The sequence below is a fragment of the Pseudomonas sp. GW821-FHT07F01 genome (assembly GCF_059418825.1).
In genome coordinates this window covers 975897-995028 of record NZ_JBWKQO010000001.1, presented here as the reverse complement: position 1 = coordinate 995028, position 19132 = coordinate 975897, and the positions used below count along the sequence as shown (strand labels likewise).

At 66.9% G+C, this 19132-nt stretch carries 14 protein-coding genes; 9 read left to right on the top strand and 5 right to left on the bottom strand.

Annotated features, from left to right (window positions below; all coding sequences use genetic code 11):
- Positions 1–3 precede the first annotated feature (3 nt).
- Together AC07R1_RS04495 and AC07R1_RS04490 are read left to right on the top strand one after the other, a co-directional pair.
- The gene (locus AC07R1_RS04495; RefSeq protein ID WP_169891661.1) at positions 4–843 is read left to right on the top strand and encodes a metal-dependent hydrolase; all 840 of its coding nucleotides are present in this window, start codon (positions 4–6) and stop codon (positions 841–843) included.
- Positions 844–935: 92 nt separating this feature from the next.
- Positions 936–1721, top strand: coding sequence for a type 1 glutamine amidotransferase domain-containing protein (locus tag AC07R1_RS04490; RefSeq protein WP_495110192.1), 786 nt, complete (start codon positions 936–938; stop codon positions 1719–1721).
- Here AC07R1_RS04490 and AC07R1_RS04485 read toward each other — a convergent pair.
- The 4 genes from AC07R1_RS04485 to AC07R1_RS04470 all read right to left on the bottom strand — a co-directional run bounded on the left by AC07R1_RS04485 (position 1697) and on the right by AC07R1_RS04470 (position 6036).
- Positions 1697–2899: an MFS transporter gene (locus AC07R1_RS04485; RefSeq protein ID WP_065364012.1), complete on the bottom strand. Its 1203-nt coding sequence runs from the start codon at positions 2897–2899 to the stop codon at positions 1697–1699. The two genes, AC07R1_RS04490 and AC07R1_RS04485, sit on opposite strands and share 25 nt — an antisense overlap.
- A 357-nt stretch (positions 2900–3256) precedes the next feature.
- Positions 3257–4117, bottom strand: coding sequence for an NAD(P)-dependent oxidoreductase (locus AC07R1_RS04480; protein ID WP_026022879.1), 861 nt, complete (start codon positions 4115–4117; stop codon positions 3257–3259).
- Between the two features lie 148 nt (positions 4118–4265).
- Complete coding sequence (locus AC07R1_RS04475; protein WP_123397390.1) at positions 4266–4847, bottom strand: TetR/AcrR family transcriptional regulator; 582 nt, start codon at positions 4845–4847, stop codon at positions 4266–4268.
- 112 nt (positions 4848–4959) lie between these two features.
- Positions 4960–6036, bottom strand: a complete 1077-nt coding sequence (locus AC07R1_RS04470; RefSeq protein ID WP_011061215.1) for a sigma-54 interaction domain-containing protein — start codon at positions 6034–6036, stop codon at positions 4960–4962.
- 554 nt (positions 6037–6590) lie between these two features.
- Between AC07R1_RS04470 and AC07R1_RS04465 the strand changes: the two genes are divergently transcribed.
- The 7 genes from AC07R1_RS04465 to AC07R1_RS04435 all read left to right on the top strand — a co-directional run bounded on the left by AC07R1_RS04465 (position 6591) and on the right by AC07R1_RS04435 (position 17516).
- Complete coding sequence (locus AC07R1_RS04465) at positions 6591–7664, top strand: ABC transporter substrate-binding protein (RefSeq protein ID WP_401023999.1); 1074 nt, start codon at positions 6591–6593, stop codon at positions 7662–7664.
- 22 nt (positions 7665–7686) lie between these two features.
- Entirely contained in the window at positions 7687–8910 is a 1224-nt protein-coding gene (locus AC07R1_RS04460; RefSeq protein ID WP_011061212.1) for a lipase family protein, read from the top strand.
- A 15-nt stretch (positions 8911–8925) separates the two neighbouring features.
- Entirely contained in the window at positions 8926–10134 is a 1209-nt protein-coding gene (locus AC07R1_RS04455; RefSeq protein WP_495110191.1) for an LLM class flavin-dependent oxidoreductase, read from the top strand.
- A gap of 4 nt (positions 10135–10138) precedes the next feature.
- A complete protein-coding gene (locus AC07R1_RS04450; RefSeq protein WP_495110190.1) occupies positions 10139–11722 on the top strand; it encodes an ABC transporter substrate-binding protein in 1584 nt (527 codons plus the stop codon).
- Between the two features lie 355 nt (positions 11723–12077).
- On the top strand, positions 12078–14657 hold the full coding sequence (locus tag AC07R1_RS04445; RefSeq protein ID WP_495110189.1) for a TonB-dependent receptor plug domain-containing protein: 2580 nt from the start codon (positions 12078–12080) through the stop codon (positions 14655–14657).
- Positions 14658–14693: 36 nt separating this feature from the next.
- Complete coding sequence (locus tag AC07R1_RS04440; RefSeq protein WP_041118117.1) at positions 14694–15776, top strand: LLM class flavin-dependent oxidoreductase; 1083 nt, start codon at positions 14694–14696, stop codon at positions 15774–15776.
- Between the two features lie 486 nt (positions 15777–16262).
- Entirely contained in the window at positions 16263–17516 is a 1254-nt protein-coding gene (locus AC07R1_RS04435) for a ferredoxin reductase family protein (protein WP_011061206.1), read from the top strand.
- Here the strand turns inward: AC07R1_RS04435 and AC07R1_RS04430 are convergent, their stop codons facing one another.
- Positions 17517–19055: an MFS transporter gene (locus AC07R1_RS04430; protein ID WP_401332774.1), complete on the bottom strand. Its 1539-nt coding sequence runs from the start codon at positions 19053–19055 to the stop codon at positions 17517–17519.
- Positions 19056–19132: the final 77 nt, after the last annotated feature.

Here is a 19132-nt window from a genome sequence, read left to right as displayed (position 1 = left end):
GCCATGCTGCCCATCCGCCGCGACATCAAGGTCGAACTGCCTGCCGAACGCGCCTGCGACTGGCACGAGCAAGGCAGCCACGTGACCCACTTCTTCAATGCGTTGTCCCTGCTGTTTCCTTCCGGCGAGCTGTTCTTCATGGACAGCGTGCGCCACTACCGCGAACAGATTCACGACCCCGAGCTCAAGCGCCAGATCCAGGGTTTCATCGGCCAGGAAGCCATGCACAGCCGTGAGCACCTGCGCTACAACGACCTGCTGCAGGACGCCGGGCTGCCGGCCCATCTGCTGGACCGGCGGTTGCGCTTCTTCCTCGATTTCCAGAAGAAGCACTTCCCGCCGGCCTTCAACCTCGCGATCACCGTAGCCCTGGAACACTACACGGCAATCCTCGCCGACCTGCTGCTGCGCGACCCCAGCCGCTTCGGCAATTCGGTGGCGGGCTACCGGCAGATGTGGCTGTGGCACGCCCTCGAGGAAACCGAGCACAAGGCCGTGTCCTACGACGTCTGGAACAGCGTGATCAAGCCCGGGCCCAAGCGTTATCTGATCCGCACCGCGAGCATGCTGTTCACCACCCTGGGCTTCTGGCTGGTGGTGTTCGACTTCCATGTGCGCATGCTGATCGCCGACCGCCGTCGCGGCGGCCACTGGCGAGGGCTGTGGCAGGTGGTCAAGTACCTCTACGGCCCCAAGGGGGTGTTCCCGCGGATCGCCCTGCCCTGGCTGCAGTTCTTCAAGCCGGGCTTTCACCCCTGGGACCACGACAACCGCGAGCAACTGCAACGCATCGACGGCCTGGTGCAGGACATCGAACGCACCCGCGCCGCCGCGGCCAAGTGACAAATGCCGGCACGGCGCAACAGCGGCGTGCCGGCATCCCCTGGCGGGGCTGCTAACCTGCAACGCACCCTTAGGTGCTGCGAGCCCGCGCGATGATCCTGATTCTGCTGCCCCACGCCGACTACGACCCCAGCGAAAGCAGCCTGCCCTGGCAGGCTGCCCGGGACGCCGGTTTTGCCGCGCAGTTCGCCACCCCCCTGGGGATGCCGGCCTACGCCGATTCGCGCCTGGTGAGCCTGGGGTTCGGCCCGCTCAACCCGTTGTTGATGACCCCGGCGGCCGACCTGGCGCGCTACCACGCCATGACCCGCGACCCGGCCTTTTGCAGCCCTCTGTCCTATGCCGGGGTCGACCCGGCGGCCTACGAGGGCTTGCTGATTCCCGGCGGCCACGCCCGGGGCATGCGCAGCCTGTTGGAATCCGAGGAGGTGCGGCGGATCATCCTGGCCTTCTTCCAGGCCGACAAACCCGTGGCCGCGGTGTGCCACGGCCCCCTGGCCCTGGCGCGCTGCATCGATCCGGCCAGCGGGCGCTCGGTGCTCCATGGGCGCAAGGTCACCGCCCTGCTGGCCGGCCCCATGGAATTGGCGGCCTGGCTGGTCACCGCGCCGTGGCTGGGGCGCTACTACCGCACCTACGACCACAGCGTCGAGCAAGAGATCAAGGCGGCCCTGGCCAGCCCGGCGGATTTTCTGCCCGGACCCTGGCTGCCCCGGCGGGATTCGGCAGAGCACCCCGAGCGCGGTTTTGTGGTCCGCGACCGCAATCTATTGACCGCACGCTGGCCCGGGGACTGCCACCGCTTCGCCAATGAATGGGCGAGCCTGCTGCAACAGGCTCGCGACGCCCAACCTCAGGCGCAGCAGGCAGAGCGCTGACCCGGCTTGAAGGCATGGCTGCGCGCGCCCCAGACCAGCATCAGGCCCACCAGCGCCAGGGCGGCCATGGCCCAGGGAAAAGACGCCGCGCCATAGCGTTGCAAGAGCAGGCCGCCGACCATACCCCCGCAGGCAATGCCCAGGTTGAAGATGGTCACCAGCATCGATTGCGCGACATCCGCCCCCTCCCCGGCCACATCCGCCACGGCGGTCTGGAGCAAGGTCGGGGCGCCACCGAAGGTCAGGCCCCAGGCGCCAATGCCGAGCCAGGCCAGCCAGGGCTGGCTGGCAGCGATCCCCAGCAGCAGGCACGCCAGGGCGAAACCGGCGAGGCTGCACAGGGTCAGCCCGCGCAGCCAGCGGTCGACCCCGAGCCCGGTGAACCAGATCCCCACCAGGGAGGCCAGGCCGAACACCAGCAGCGCCCGGTCGAGAGAGGCCGCCAGGCCCAGGGACGCGAGGAACGGCGCGATATAGGTGTAGAGAATGTTGTGGGCCAGGATCCACACGAAGATCACCAGCAGCGCCTGGGGCAGGCCCCGGGTGAGAAAGATCCGCGCGATCGGCTGGCGCTGGTGGGCCGGCTGGCCGGGGTAGTCCGGCACTGCCAGGCGCACCCAGAACCACAGCAGCAGAGCCAGTAGCGACAGCCCCCAGAAGATCTGCGGCCAATCCATGCGGGTGCCCAGCCAGGCCCCCAGGGGCACCCCCAGGCACAGCGCGATCGGCTGGCCAACGCCCACCACCGCCAGGGCCCGGCCCTGCAACTCGGGCACCACCAGACGCCGGGCATAGCCGGCCAGCAGGCCCCAGACCAGCCCCGCCGCCATGCCCGCGGCAAAGCGCGCGGCCAGGGTCAGCAGGTAGTGGGTCGACAACGCGGTCAGGCTGTTGAACAGCAACAGGCCGCCGATGGCCAGCAACAGCAAGGGCCTACGGCGCCAACTGCGAGTGGCGGCGATCAGCGGAATCGCCGCCGCCACCGAGCCCAGGGCATACAGGCTGATCAACTGCCCGGCCATGGCCTCGCTGATGCCCAGGCCCTGGCTGATCTGCGGCAACAGCCCGGCAGGCAGCGTCTCAGTGACGATGGCGATGAAACCGGCCAGGGTAAAGGCCAGCAGGCGCCAGACCGGCAGCCTGCTGGAGGCGGTCGGCAAAGGTACGCAAATGTTCATGAAAGAATGCTCACACAAGAAGACCAGAAATCACCGCAGGAACCGGCTTGCCGGCGAATGGGCCTCAGACCCTGCGCCCGACTCACGGGCGCCTTCGCTGGCAAGCCAGCTCCTACAGCAGGCAGATACACCGCGCAGGCTCCCGCAGGAGCCGGCTTGCCGGCGAAGAGGCCCTCAGCCCCTGTGCCCGACCCACGGGCGCCTTCGCTGGCAAGCCAGCTCATACAGCAGGCAGATACACCGCGCAGGCTCCCGTAGGAGCCGGCTTGCCGGCGAAGAGGCCCTCAACCCCTGCGCCCGACTCACGGGCGCCTTCGCTGGCAAGCCAGCGCCTGCATCAGCGCTAGAAGAAAACGCTCAGCCGAGGTAGGAGGCCGCCATGTCCTTGTCGCCATGGCCCTGCTCCAGGGCGCGCTGGAAACGCTGGATTCCGGCCTCGGCCAGATCCAGCCGGACCCCGGCTCTGGCGGCCGCCGCCACCATCAATTCGGCGTCTTTCAGGGCGTTGGCCAGGGTAAAGCTCGGGCTGTAGTCGCCACTGAGCATGGCCCGGGTCTTGGCCTGGAAATAGCCGCTGTCCAGGGGCCCGCCGCTGACCAGTTCCACCACCAGCGCCGGGTCCAGCCCCAGCCCCTTGGCCAGGGCCAGGCTTTCCGCGGCGCCGTGGGTCAGGGCCAGCACCCAGCTGTTGAGGGCCAGCTTCAGGCGGCTGCCGGCTCCCGGCTGTTCGGCAACCCAGAGCACACGCTTGGCGATGGCCTCCAGCAACGGCTGCAACGCCGGCCGATGAGCCTCGGGGCCCGCGCCCAATACCACCAACTGGCCCTGCTCCGCAGGCTGGCGCGTGCCCAGCACCGGGGCATCGTAGAAGACCAGCCCGCCATCCCGGGCAAAGCCTTGCAGTTCGTCGTTGGCCTCGATCCCCACGGTGGCCATCTGCAGCCAGAGCGCCCCAGGCTCGAAACCGTCCCGTGCCTGCTGCATGGCTTGCAGCACGGCGGCGCCGTCCTTGCCCAGGGTGATGATCACTTGCGCCCCGCGTACCGCCTCGGCGGGCTCGGCAAATACCTGGATATCGTCCGCGATCAGCGCCTGGGCCCGTTGCAGCGTGCGGTTCCAGGCCCGTACCGCAAAGCCCTTGCGCCGCAGATTGCGCGCCACTGCGGCGCCCATGATGCCGATGCCTAATACCGCAATGGATCCTGGTTGCTTGGCCATCTGTGTCTCTCCCGTGTTCAATTAATTATGGAATGATCATTCCAATAAAAGGCAAAAAAAGCCCAGCCCTTTAGGAGCTGGCTTGCCAGCGAAGACGCCCTCGAACCTGAGGCAGATTGTGAGGGGCCCTTCGCCGGCACGCCGGCTGCTACAGGCTGGCCAGGACCACCTCGACCACATCCAGCAGGCGCTGGCGTCGTTGCTCCGCCAGGCTGCCCTTGGCCAGCACCCGCAAGCCCTGCACGGTGCACACCACAAAGCTGGCCAGGGCCCGGGGATTCTTCTGCGGGTCGATCTCCCCCTGCTCCTGGCCGCGACGCAGCACCTGCTCCAGGGCCGCCTCGATGCGCTGGAAATTCTGCGCCACGAGCTGAGCCACCGCCGCGTCCTGCCCGGCCATTTCCAGGGAGGCATTGGCCGCCAGGCAGCCCAGGCGCCGGGTGTCTTCCAGCTCGTTGTCGACGATGCGCATCAGCAATCGCCGGATCAGTTCCCTGGCGGGTGCGTCGGCGCCCAGCAGCTCGATATTGGCGCTGGTCATCTGCTGGTAGCGCTTGAGGGCACAGGTGTACAGGCCGTGCTTGCTGTCGAAGGCGTTGTACAGGCTGCTGCGGCTCAGGCCGGTGCCTTCCACCAGGTCCTGAATGGACGTGGCGGCGTAACCGCGCTGCCAGAACACCTGCATGGCCGCATCGGCAATCTGCTCGGGGTCGAACTCCTTGGGACGCACGGCTATTACCTTTCTGGAATGATCGTTCCAAAGACTAAAGATCAAGCCGGCAGGCGTCAACCGCCCCGGGCAAAAAAAGCCCCGGGCCGGTTCTCGGGTCCAGGAAGCGGATCTAGGAAGCGGAAGTCGCCAGGGGCTTGTTCAACTCGCCGATCTTTTCCAGCCGGGCGCGCACGATGTTGCGGCTGATGTTGAGCAGGCGCCCGGTCTGCAACTGGTTGCCATGGCAGTAGCGATAGGCCTCGCGAAAGATCGTTTCCTCGATGTGCTCGTACAGGTCGGGAATGTTCTGCTCGAACAGCGCCTGCAAGGCCCGGCCCAGGTCTGCCGGCGCCTGAGGCCCGGGGACGGCCAGGGGCGCCTGTTCCTGGCGGATGCCGGAGGAGCGCATGTCCACCAGGTGCAGATCCCCCGGTGCCACCCGCTGCTGGCGGCACACCAGCAAGGCGTGGTGGATGGCATTTTCCAGTTCGCGAATGTTGCCCGGCCAGCTGTGCTCCAGCAGCTTGCGTTCAGCCTCTTCGGTCAGCGAGGCACGGTTGTAGCCCAGGCGCTGGCAGTGTTCCTCAAGGAAGAATTCGGCCAGGGGCAGGATGTCCCCCGGGCGCTCGCGCAGCGGCGGCAGGCGGATGGTGGCCACGTGCAGGCGGTAGAACAGGTCTTCACGAAAATGCCCGGCCACCACCGCATCGGCGAGGTTGACGTTGGTGGCCGCCACCAGCCGCACATTGATCGGGATCGGCGTGCGCGAGCCCAGGCGCACCACTTCTCGCTCCTGCAGCACCCGCAGCAGCTTGACCTGCATGTTCAGCGGCAAGTCGCCGATCTCGTCGAGAAACAGCGTGCCGCCGTTGGCCGCTTCGAACCAGCCGGCCTTATGGGTGGTGGCGCCGGTAAAGGCGCCTTTTTCATGGCCGAAGAGTTCGCTTTCCACCAGGGTTTCGGCAAATGCCCCGCAGTTCACCGCGACAAAGGGCTCGCGCCCGCGGCGGCTCAGGTGATGGATGTGGCGCGCCACCAGTTCCTTGCCGGTGCCGGTCTCGCCAATGATCAGGGTATTGGCCTCACTGGGGGCCAGGCGCTCGATGCGACTGAGCAATTCCTGGGAGCGCGGGTCCTTGAACACCAGAACGGTGGCCCGTACCGACTTGGTCAATTCACGGGCGTTTGGATGAGTGATCAGCGACATGGTGCATTCCTGGCAGTAAAAGCGCGGGCTCAATAGTGCACGAAGATATTTAGACTAAATAATTATTAATTAATCTTTAGATATTCCTTTTATGAATATATCTGAATGGTGCTCCCCACCTGCTGCTGGAGCAGCAATCGGCCAGCACCTGCCTGTTCGCAGATCAGCAGCGGCGGCTTGGGCCAGGGCCTGTCGATCTGCCTGAAGCCCTTGCCAGGCAAGGCCTGCAGCGCTTTGTAGCGGCCCTGGCATGCAATCTGCTCTATCCCTTCCGACACCAGTACCCACCACCGCCCCTCGTAGGAGCTGGCTTGCCAGCGAAGGCGTCCGCAAGGGCGAGGCAAGGCTCAAGGGCCCTCTTCGCCGGCAAGCCGGCTCCTACAGGAGAACACCGCGATATCTGTTGCAGGAGCTGGCCTGCCAGCGAAGGCGCCCGCAAGGGCGAGGCAAGGTTCAAGGCCCTCTTCGCCGGCAAGCCGGCTCCTACAGGAAACACCGCGATATCCGGCGCAGGGCTGGCGGGGCTGAGGGCTTATTTTTTGAGGGAGAGTGCAATGCAAGGTTTATGGCGCAATACCCTGGCCGTTATGGCCGGGCTGCTGATCAGTGTCACGGCCCTGGCCAACCCGGCCCCCGAGTCGGTGAAGATTGCCATCGTCGCCTTCACCCAGGGCGGCAAGCCGGTGTTCGGCGGCATCGCCGGGCGGGTGATCGAGGATGGCTGGCTGGAACAGCAACTGAGCCAGCGCGGGATCAAGCTGCAGTGGATCGCCCTGCCCCACGCCGGCGCCGGGCCGCAGATCAACGAAGGCTTCAGCAACAACAGCATCGACTTCGCCGTGCGTGGCGACCTGCCGTCGGTGATCGCTGGCGCCGGCGGCGTGCCCGGCAAGCTGATCGTGCCCGGCGGCAGCGGCAACAATATCTACCTGGTGGTGCCCACCCAGTCCACGGCCAAGAGCATCGAGGACCTCAAGGGCCAGCGCCTGGCCCTGCATCGCGGCCGGCCCTGGGAGTTCGCCTTCAGCAACTTCCTGGCCAGCAAGGGCCTGAAGCTCGACGACTTCAAGATCGCCAACCTCAACCCCCAGGTCGGTGCGGCGGCGGTGTCCGCCGGCAAGGTCGACGCCGCGGTGCTGCTCAGCGAGGCCTATGCCCTGGAAGACAAGGGCGTGGGCCGGATCATCTGGTCCACCAAGCAAGGGGCCAATGACTGGCGCCTGGTCTCCGACCTCTGGGGCACCGACAGTTTCATCGAGCAGCACCCGGAGGTTACCCAACTGCTGGCCACCGCCTGGGTCAAGGCCGCCTGGTGGATTTCCCAGGAACAGAACCAGGACGCCTACTACCAACTGTCCTCCCGCGCCGGCACCGCCGAGAGCGTGCTGCGCCGCGACGACCAGGGCGACCCGGTGGCCTGGAAGGAGCGCTGGGCGCCCAAGAGCGACCAGCAGCTCAAGGCCCACTATCAGGCGCTGAGCGACTACGCCCTGGCCAACCAGCTGATCCGCATGCCCTACGACATCACCCCGGCCCTGGCCACCGGTTTCACCAACCAGGCACTGATCGATCTGCACCTGAGTGATTACTGGCCCGCCCTGCGCGGCCAGGTCGCCACCCATCCCTGAACCCTGAGCACGAGTCTTCTTGATGAAACTGTCCGCAAAATTCACCTTTGGCCTGAGCCTCCTGGCGCTCTCCCTGTCGGCCCTGGCCGGCCCGACCTACGCGCCCAAGCCCGACCCGTTGCAGGGCGACGGCCGGGTCTCGGCCTTCTACACCTGGCAGGACGCGATCCCCCCGACCCCGGGCAAGCTGCTGCGCAGCGAACCCCTGGAAGCCACCCTGAGCCTGCCCAACGCTGCCAGCGCGCAACGGATTCTCTATAGTTCCACCGACGGCATCGACGGCAAGACCCCGGTGGTGGTCTCCGGCACCTTGTTCCTGCCCAAGGGCAAGGCCCCGGCCGGCGGCTGGCCGGTGGCCTCCTGGGGCCATGGCACGGTGGGCGTGGCGGATGTCTGCGCGCCGTCCTGGCAGGGCCGCTCCTACCGTGACGTGCAGTACCTGAGCCGCTGGCTGGACGAAGGCTTTGCCATTGTCGCCACCGACTACCAGGGCCTGGGCGTGCCCGGCGGCCATCCGCTGCTGAACAACCGCATGGCCGCCTACGGCATTCTCGACGCCGCCAAAGCCGTGGTCGCCGGGGTGCCCGGGCTGGCCAACAAGGTACTGATCGTCGGCCAGTCCCAGGGCGGCGCCGGCGCCTTCGCCTCGGCCGCCTACGCCTCCACCTACGCACCGGACCTGGGGGTCAAGGGCAGCATCGGCACCGGGGTGATCTACACCATCGGCGCGAAGAATGTCGGCGAGCAGGACCCGAACAAGGTCGATGCCTCCCTGGCCTACGGTTTCTACACCTTGCTGGCCGCCCAGCAGTACGACCCCAGCATCAACCCCAGGGACTTCTACACCGACAAGGCCCTGCCGCTGTTCGAGCAGGCCCGTACCAGTTGCCTGGCGTCCCTGGTCAGCGACGTGGTGGGGGTCGGCCTGACCCCGGCCAACGCCAAGAAGGACTATCAGGGCAGCCAACTGGCGGCCTGGCAGAAACAAGTGTCCTACCCGACCCTGAAAACCGCCCAGCCGGTGTTCATCGGCACCGGCGCCGAGGACAAGACCCCGGCCGCCGCCACCCAGGTGGCCCTGATGCAGGACGCCTGCAAGGCCGGCTCGGTGGTCGAGGGCCACTTGTACAAGGGCCTGGGCCACAGTGAAACGGTCAATGCCTCCCTCAAGGACTCGGTGCCGTTCGCCCACAAGGTGATCAACGGCCAAGCCATTACCCCCGTCTGCAACCCCAGCGTGCAATAGCCAGGAGGCCCAGCCATGAGCATCGAATTCTTCACCCGCCTGCCCCTGCACGGCGAAACCCAGTTCCTCCCCGGCGACCCGCGCAACCGCGGCGACTGGCACCGGGGCGGGCCCAGCACCGGTGCCGTCTCAGGCTTCAGCGTCGGCGACCACTTCACCTACATCGACTACCTGGGGCAGATCGCCCGGGCCGCGGAAATCAACGGCTTCGGCGGCGCACTGATGGTCAACGCGCCTTCCGGCGAAGAGCCCTGGACCGTGTGCTCGCTGCTGGCCCGGGAAACCCGCACCCTAAAGTTCGTCACCGCCTTCCAGCCCTATCACTACACGCCCTGGGTTGCGGTGCAGCAGGCCGCCACCTACCAGCGCGCCACCGGCAACCGCCTGGTGTGGAACATCATCAACGGCGGCTCGGACGCCATTCAGCGCCAGGTCGGCGACTTCAGCGACCACGATGAGCGCTATGCCCGCGCCACCGAGTTCATGGACGTGGTCAAGGGCTACTGGCACAACGAGAACTTCCACTACCAGGGCCAGTTCTACCGCGCCGAAGGCGGCGGCCTGCGCGGCCCCTTGAAGAAGGCCGATCTGCCGCTGATCTGCACCGCGGGATCGTCCACCGCCGCTCGGGAATTCGCCGCCAAGCATGCCGATTTCTACCTGATGCGCGCCGAGCACCCGGACGAGATCGCCGCGTTGATCGCCGATATTCGTGAGCGCGCCTTGCAGTACGGCCGCAGCGATATCCGCTTCGGCCTGTCGATCGACGTCATCACCCGGGAAACCGAGGAACTGGCGCGCACCGAGGCCAAGCGCTTCTTCGACGAGGGCATCGCCAAGGGCGCGGTCAAGGCCGTGGCCGCCCATGCCGGGCTGCGCACCGCGCGCAAGCTCAGCTACGAGAACGGCTTCGCACAGAAGAACGAGACCCAGGGCTTCGAGGATTTCTTCATCCACCCCAATGTCTGGACCGGCTTCGGCTACATCGGCATACCGCCGGGCTGCGCCCTGGTGGGCAGCTACGAAAACGTGGTGGCGCGGATCCGCGAGTACCACGCCATCGGTATCGACCTGTTCTTCCTCGCCGGCTACCCGCATCTGGAGGAAGCCTACCGCCTGGGCGAGCACATCCTGCCGCACTTTCGCGGCGAGCGCGCGGCCCTGAGCCGTCAGCCGCAAGCGCCGCTGGAGCTGCGCAGCGCCAACGGCCCGGCAGGAGCCTGACGCCATGAGCCAGGACTACTCGGGCTTGAGCCGCCGTCGTTTTCTCGGCCACAGCGCACTGTTCGGCGGCGGCCTGCTGCTGGGCAGCAGCCTGCTGGCCGGCTGCGACGCGGACAATTCCAGCGCCCCGGGCACGGTCGCCAGCGACCAGCCGCGCTACGGCGGGCGCCTGCGCCTGGGGATTCTCGACGGCAACCAGAGCGGCAACCTGGACGCCCACAAGCCCATCGGCAGCGGCATCGTCCGAGGCTTCGCGCTGTACAGCAAACTCTGGGAATGGGACGAGCAGATGCAGCCACGCCTGGCCCTGGCGGAGTTTGCCGAACCCAATGCCGATGCCAGCAGCTGGACCCTGCGCCTGCGCCAGGGCCTGGAATTCCACCACGGCAAGAGCATCGACGCCGATGACCTGATCTTCTCCATCCGCCGCCTCACCGACCCGCAGCTGGCCTCGCCCTACGCGGCGCTGCTGCACTGGGTCGATCGCGACAACCTGCAAAAGCTCGATGAGCGCACTGTGCGCCTGAGCTTTCGCGAGGGCCGCAGCTACATGCCCCTGGCGGAAACCTGGGTCAACTTCGGTGGCATCGTCCCGGTGGACTATCACCCGGTGACCAACCCGGTGGGTGCCGGCCCCTACAAGCTGAAAAGCTTCACCCCCGGCCAGCGCTCGCTGTTCACCCGCTTCGACAACTACTACAAGAACGGCCAGCCCTACGCCGACGAACTGGAGATCATCGACTTCAAGGATCAGGTGGCGCGCCTGGCGGCCCTGCGTTCCGGGCAGATCGACATGGCCAATGTGATGCCCACCGAACAGTTGCAAGTCCTGCAGCGCGACCCGCGGGTGCGGCTGCTGAAATCGGTGACCGGCAACTGGCTGTCCTTCGACATGAACCTGGACAAGCCGCCGTTCAACGACCCAAGGGTGCGCCAGGCCTTCCGCCTGCTGGCGGATCGCGAGGAGCTGGTGCGCCGCGCCCTGAACGGCCAGGGCCGGGTGGCCAACGACCTCTATGCCCCCAGCGACCCGACCTTCAACCACAGCCTGGGGCCCCGCCCCCACGACCCGCAGCGTGCGGCGCAACTGCTCAAGGAGGCCGGCCAGGAAAACCTCGAGCTGGAACTGGTGACCACCCCGGGGCCGGCCCTGACCTCGGCCCTGGTGCTGGCCGAACAGGCCAAGCGCATCGGCGTGACCCTCAAGGTCCGCCAGGTGGACCTGGCGACCTTCCAGGGCCCGCAACGCAACGACTGGACCCTGAGCACCGGCGGCAGCATCGGCGCGCCGTTCCTGGCCAGCGCCATCCACACCGACGCGCCCTTTGCCGTGTCCAACAAGACCCACTTCAACGACCCGCAGTTCAGCGAGGTGTTTCTCGCGGCCATGGCCCAACCCGACCTGCAACGACGCACGGTCCTGGTGCACCAGGCCCAGCAGATCCAGTACGAACGGGGCGGCATGCTGATCTGGGGCTACGCCGATCTGCTGGACAGCATCTCCACCCGCGTGGGCGGTGCCCGGGAAGAACAGTCGCTGTTCAGCACCTGGCGTTTCGAAAGGTTGTGGCTCAACAACAGCGCCTGACCCACCGCCCGACCGTAGGAGCTGGCTTGCCAGCGAAAGCGCCCACAAGAGCACCGCGAGCCTCCAGGCCCCCTTCGCCGGCAAGCCGGCTCCTACAAGGAACCACCGCAACCGCGACACACCCCGTAGGAGCTGGCTTGCCAGCGAAGGCGCCCGCAAGAGCACCGCGAGCCTCCAGGCCCTCTTCGCCGGCAAGCCGGCTCCTACAAGGAACCACCGCAACCGCGACACACCCCGTAGGAGCTGGCTTGCCAGCGAAAGCGCCCGCAAGAGCACCGCGAGCCTCCAGGCCCTCTTCGCCGGCAAGCCGGCTCCTACAGAACATTCATGCGATTCAATATGAGGCTCATGTGCCATGCCCTCCAACGCCTTCGCTCGCCCCGCATTCGGCCCGGCCCTGGCCGTAACGGTGTTTTCTTCCCTGGCGCCGCCGCTCTTCGCCGCCGATACCCAGTTGCAAACCGTCACCGTCCAGGCCAGCAGCCAGGCCGATGACGATGCCCTGCCCACCCGGCCACCGACCTCGGTGTATGGCGGCACCGAAACCAAGGTCCTGGACACCCCGCGCTCGATCACCCAGGTCAACGCCGAACAACTGGCCAACGACCCGATCCGCAGCGCCGACGACCTGGTCAAGTACGCCCCGGGGATCACCCGCGGTGGCGGGCAGAACGCCGGTATCGCCCCGCAGTTCCGTGCCCAGGGCTCGGAAGTGTTCCAGGACGGCCAACGCGCCTATGGCGTGCGCCATCCGGCCAACTTCAACGCCTACGAGGGCGCGGACATCGTCGCCGGGCCTTCTTCGGTGACCTACGGTTCGGTGTCCGGCAGCGGCGGCTACGTCAACTACCTGAGCAAGAAACCCGATTTCAGCGGGTTCAAGACCCGTCTGAGCGGCGAGCTCGGGACCTGGGTGCCGGACGGCCAGTCCCGGGACTCGCGCAAATTCAGCCTCGACAACACCGGCCCCCTGAGCGACCAACTGGCCTACCGGGTGAGCATCACCCAGCAGCGCCAGCAGGACTACTACGACAACGTCGACAACAATTTCGATGCCTTCTATGGGGCCCTGGCCTGGCGCAACGACAACCTGCGGGTGGACTGGAACGCCAGCTACGACAACTACTACGACTACAACATCACCCACGGCTGGAACCGCGCCACCCAGCAACTGGTGGACAGCGGCAAGTACTATGCCGGCCGCGCCACGCCGATCATCCAGAACGGCAATACCCTGTGGTCGCCGGTGCTGGCCTCCGGTGCCGCCAATGCCCCGACCCTGGGCTGGGTGCAGCGCCAGCGCAACGCCCAGGGCCAGTACAGCGTGGTGGATGGCAGCTTCCAGGCGGCCTCGCCCAATACCCAGGCCAGCCCCGGCACCCTGCGCGGCTGGGTCTACGACCCGAGCCTGGCGGGCAACGGCTTGACCTCCCTGTCGCCACAGGCCGGCCAGCGCGGCGAAGACCAGAGCAGTTCACGGCGCTTCACCACCCAACTGCGCATCGAGGGCGACCTGTCCCCCAGCGTGACCCTGGCCAACAGCACCTTCTACCAGCGCTCCCGGGACCTCACCGATGCGGTCGGGGCGTTCCAGGTGCAATCCCGGGACAACCTGCTGGACAACCGTTTCGAGTTCCGCTCACGCAATGAAACCCGGCTCGGCGACCTGACCCTGCGGGACGACAGCAACAGCGGGCTGATCTACCGCCGCGAGTTCAACCAGTCGATCGCCGCCAACAATCATTTCGGCTCCACCATCAACGCCTACGACCTGACCCTGGACCCTTCGGGCAAGAACCCCGGCGACCTGCTGGGGCTCACCGGCAGCAACCCGGCCGGCGGCAACGGCGCCTGGATCGGCCAACCCGGGGTGCCGCAATACTCCAACTACTACGGCTGGCTCAACCTGGCGGCCATGTACCCCGCCGGCCACGGCCTGTACGCCGAATCCCTGGCGCCCTACACCGCCGAAAGCACCTGGACCACCAAAACCCTGTTCAGCCAGCACAACCTGCGCCTGGGCGAGCGGGTGGGCCTGAACATCGGTGCCAGCCGCAGCTGGATCGACGCCCGGATCGACAACCCCTTCGCCCTTGCAGGTGGCAGCGACCGGCGCGACAGCCACAACTACCGGCTGTTCGCGTTCCAGGTCAGCCCCTACGTCAAACCCACCGAGAACAGCACCCTGTACTACACCTTCGACCGCTCCCTGGCGGTCAACACCGGGTTCTTCTCCAACGGCCTGGGCTGGGGCAGCGGCAGTGGCGCCAACCAGCTCAACCCCCTGGCGTTCCAGAGCCTGAGCGTGCTGCATGAACTGGGGCTGAAGGTCGAAGCCATCCCCGACCAGCTGTTCATGACCCTGGCCACCTTCAAGCAGGCCCGGGACCAGTCCCCGGACAGCAACAACAACATCGCCCGGCTGATCATCAAGGGCACCGAGGCGACCCTGCGCTACCAGCCAGACCCGCACCTGCGCAGCGGCCTCAACCTGTCCCGACTCAGCGCCTACAACGAATTCACCTCCCAGGCCGGCTTCGCCTCCGCCGGGTTCATCCCCGACAACGGCACCGTGTTCGGCGACAACAACAGCCTCAACCAGCGGCCCTCCGGGCGCTTCGACGCGGTGCAGATCCCCGAGTACACCGCCAGCGGCTACCTCGACTACCGCTTCGACTCGGGCTTTGGCGCCGAGCTCTCCGGCTGGTGGACCAGCAGCTGGTACCTGAACCTGAGCAAGACGGTGAAGGTCCCCGACGAATACAACCTCGACCTGGCCCTGTACTACCGCCAGCCCCAGTGGAGCACCACCCTGCGGGTGCTCAACCTGACCAACGAACTGAACTTCGTCAGCGGCCTGGCCGGCTCCACCAACACCTTCCTGCAGCCCATGCCCGGACGCACCGTGCTGGCCCAGGTGGACTACCGCTTCTAGGCACTTTCCTTCTTCTGCGACCTCAGGACACTCCCCATGAGCATTGAATTCGTCGGCATGATCTTTCCCCGCCAATGGTCCGAAACCCGCGGCGTGCGCAGCCCGGACTTCGACCTGGCATTCATCCGCGAGCACGCGCGCGCCCACGAACACGCGGGCTTTGACCGAGTGCTGATCGCCAGCGGCCCGGGCAGCGCCGACAGCCTGCAGATTGCCGCCTACGCCGCGGCCCACACCGAGCGCCTGGGCTTCATGATTGCCCACCGCCCGGCCCTCAGCGCCCCCACCGTGGCGGCCCGGGCCTTCGCCACCCTGGACCACACCACCGGTGGCGGGCGCATCCGCCTGCATGCCATTACCGGCATCACCGCCGAGCCCCAGGAAGGCGACACCCTGCTGGACAAGACCGAGCGCTATCGACGCACCGACGAGTACCTGGAGATCGTGCGCCGCACCTGGACCGCCGAAGAACCCTTCGACTTCGAAGGCCGCTACTTCAACCTCAAGGGCGCGTTTTCCCCGGTCAAGCCGCTGCAGCAGCCGCACATCCCCATCTCTTTTGGCGGCTCCTCGGACATCGCCTACCAGATCGCGGTCAAGCACGCCGACCTCTACGCCCTGTGGGGCGAGCCCCTGGAGGGGGTGGCCGAACAGATCGGCAAACTCAAGGCCGCGGCCAGCGCCGCGGGGGTGGCCGCGCCCCGGGTCAGCCTCTCGGTGCGGCTGATCCTGGGGGCCACCGAGGAATTGGCCTGGCAACGGGCCGAACAGATCCTGGCGCAGATCCGCGCCAACCCGCAGTTCGCCGCCGGCAGCCCCTGGCAGAAGCGCCTCAAGGGCACCGGCTCCGAACGCCTGCTGGCGGCCGCAGCCCGAGGCGACCGCCATGACCGCGCCCTGTGGATGCCCACCGCCAGCGCCGTTGGCGCCTACGGCGACACCACGGCCCTGGTGGGCACGCCTGAGACCGTGGCCCAGGCCCTGCTGGACTACGTCGACCTGGGCGTGACCACCTTCCTCAACCGTGGCTACGACCCTTATTACGACACCATCGACTATGGGCGCTGGATCATCCCCGCCGTCCGCGAAGCCGCCGCCCGCCGCAAGCAACACCTGTAGAAGGCGTTTACGAGGCTGGCATCCGGCTTGGAGGCCCTTTCGCCGGCAAGCCGGCTCCTACAACTGCGTTGACCTTTCCCACAACCCTGTAGGAGCTGGCTTGCCAACGAAGGCGGTTAAGAGGCTGACGCCCGGCTCAGGGGCCCTTTCGCCCGCAAGCCGGGTCCTACAAGCGCGTTGACCTTTCCCACAACCCTGTAGGAGCTGGCTTGCCAGCGAAGGCGCCCGCAAGAGCACTGCCCAGTTCAGGGGCTCTTCGCCGCCTGCCAGCGCCTCCGGGAGCGGTGGCCGGGGAATCGGAATGCGAGTGATAGTCGATCATTTTCAACACTTTATCGGCGCCAGGCCGATGACCCAGATCACCACGAATACTCGCCAAAGCGTTAACATTCCACCCAGCCTTTGGCTTTGAACCTGTCATATCCACTTTATGCATCGCGCCCTTTGCTGCGCCATGACGGCATTTCCTCACCGGAGTCATGCACTTTGAAAACCTGGCACACACTTGTCGGCATCCTGCTGATCACCACGGCCACCCTGCTGCTGGAGATCCCTTCCGCCACCTGGCTGACCTCGGCCACCCTGAGCATGATCCTGGGCACCGCAGCCCTGGCCTACATGGCGATGTCCTGCCTGCTGGCCAGCCGCTGGGGCTGGGTCGAACGGCTATTCGGCGGCCTTGACCGGGTCTACGAGGCGCACAAGTGGCTGGGCATCTGGGCCCTGGCATTCGCCAGCTACCACCTGGTGTTCAAGGCCAACCTGGATGAATGGAACAGCGTGCCGATCCTCGAACTGTCCAAATACTGGACGCGCCTGGTCCGCCAGCTGAGCTACGTGGCCCTGGGCCTGATCGTGCTGCTGGCACTGAACCGCAACATTCCCTACAGCCAGTGGCGCTGGTGGCACAAGCTCTCCGGCCCGCTGTTCCTGATCGTCATCCTGCACTGGCTGAGCTTCAAATCGCCCATCACCCTGGATTCTCCCTCGGGTATCTGGCTGGCTCTGCTCTGCGTCCTCGGCGTGCTCGGCGCCCTGTACAAGCTGCTGCTCTACCCCCTGGTGGCCAAGGCCGGCGAATACCAGGTGACGGCGGTCCGGGTGGAGAAGAACTCCCTGCACCTGGAGCTGATTCCCCAGGGCCGGGGCTTTCCTTTCAAGGCCGGGCAGTTCGCCTTCCTCTCGATGCAGGAAAAAGGCCTGCGCGAACCCCATCCGTTCACCATCGCCAGCGCCCAGGCCCATGACGGGCGCATCGAATTCGTGATCCGCGCCCTGGGGGACTACACCCAACGCCTGCGCCGCCAGGTCAAGGTCGGCATGCGTGCGGATATCTACGCGCCCTATGGGCGTTTCAAGCGGCCGCAGGCGGCTGCCCGGGAAATCTGGATCGGCGGTGGCGTGGGCATCTCGCCATTTATTTCCTGGCTGCAGGATGAAGCTGCCGGGCAGTTCGACAAGGCCACCCTGGTGTACTGCTACAACCCGTCCCGGGCCTTCCCCAGTGTCGACACCCTGCAGGGCATGGCCCAGGCCCGTGGAGTGAACTTCGTGGCCAACTGCGGCGGCACCGAGCCCCTGGCCCAGACCCTCAAGCGCACCGCGGCCGAAACCGATCCGCAGCAGATCCAGGTCAGCTTCTGCGGGCCCAAGGGCTTGCTGGGCCAGGTTCGGGAACTGATGAGCGAGTGCCGGATTCCCCAAGGCAACCTGCACTACGAATTCTTCGAGTTCCGCTGATCAAGCCGCTGGCGGCCCTGGCTGGCGCGGCTCGCGCAGCGTCACCCAGACCACCAGCGCCGCCAGCAGGGTCATCAGGGTCAGCACCTGCAACAACTGGCTGAAAGCCTGCCCGTACAGGGCCAGCAACCCCTCCCGGCCCAGCGCCGGCAAGGCCGCCAGAGTACCGGGCAGGTCACCCCCGGCCAGTTGCCGGGCAGCCCCCATCAACGTCTCGGCGGGCAGCGCCTGATCCGCCAGGGCGTGCTGCAGCAGCCCCGCCAGCAGCGCCACCACCAGGGCCAGGGCAATGCCCTCGCCGGCCACCCGGGTGGTGCTGAAGATGCCGCTGGCCATGCCCGCGCGCTCCTTGGGCACCACACTCACCGACAAGCCGTCCATCAGCCCCCAGGGCAGCCCGCTGCCGAGGCCGATCAGCAGCAGCGGCCAGATCCGATCGGCCGGCGCCTGGCCCGCAGCGATCCGGCTCAGCCACCACAGCCCGGCGGCAGCCAGCAACAGGCCCAGGCTCGACAGGTTGCCGGCGCTGCACCAGCGGCTGAGCCAGCCCGCGGCGAACGGCACCACCAGCATCGGCGCCGACAGGGCAAGCATCAGCAGCCCGGCATCGATGGCGCTGTAGCCTTCGACGCCGATAAAGCGGATCGGCAACAGGATCAGCAGCACCACGTAGCAATAGCAGGTGGCGATGGGCAGCACCTGCACCCCGACAAAACGCGGATAGCGAAACAGCGACAGATCCAGCATCGGCCGCGCTGCACGCCGCTCGACGACGATGAACAGCCACAGTGCCAGCAGCGCCCCCGCCAGCAACAGCAGAACCCAAGGGCTGCTCCAGCCGTTTTGCGGGGCCTGCAGGATGCCCCAGGTCAGCAGCACCAGCGCCAGGGTGAAACTCAGGGTGCCGGGCCAGTCTACGCCCTGGGCGTCGGGGTCGCGGGACTCTTGCATGCGCGGCACGCCAAAGGCCAGGGACAGGCCGCCGATCAGCGCCCCGGAGACAAAGATCCCGCGCCAGCCGGCCTGTTCCACCAGGACCCCGGCGAGGATCGGGCCAAACGCCAGGCCGACACCAAAGGTGGTGCCCAGCAGGCTGAAGGCACGGGTTCGCGCCGGGCCGTCGAAGGCCTGGGCGAGGGCCGCCGAACCACCGGCCAGGGCGGCGGCACCGGCCAGCCCCTGGACCCCGCGCAAGAGGTTCAGCCACAGCAGCGACGGCACGAACACCAGGGCCAGGGAGCTCATGCCGAACAGCGCAACGCCGAGGCTGAACAGGCGCTTGCGGCCAAATTCGTCGGCCAGGGTGCCGGCGGCCATCAGCACGCTGCCAAAAGTCAGCATGAAGGCATTGGTGGTCCAGCTCAGGGCCAGCGGGCTGCCCCCCAGTTCATGGCCGATGGCCGGGGTCGCCACCGCTACCCCGACAAAGGTCAGGGGCAGCATCAGGGCCGCCAGGCACACCGCGGCCAGCACGCCATGGGCGGACTGCCGGCGACTTTGGGCGGCCTGCCCCAGGGGTAATTCGAGTTCGGGATTCACACGGACCTCTCAAGCCCTGGCAACCAGGGGTGGGCTAAGAAAAATCCATGGTAGGTATGCCGCAATCGCTGAAAAAC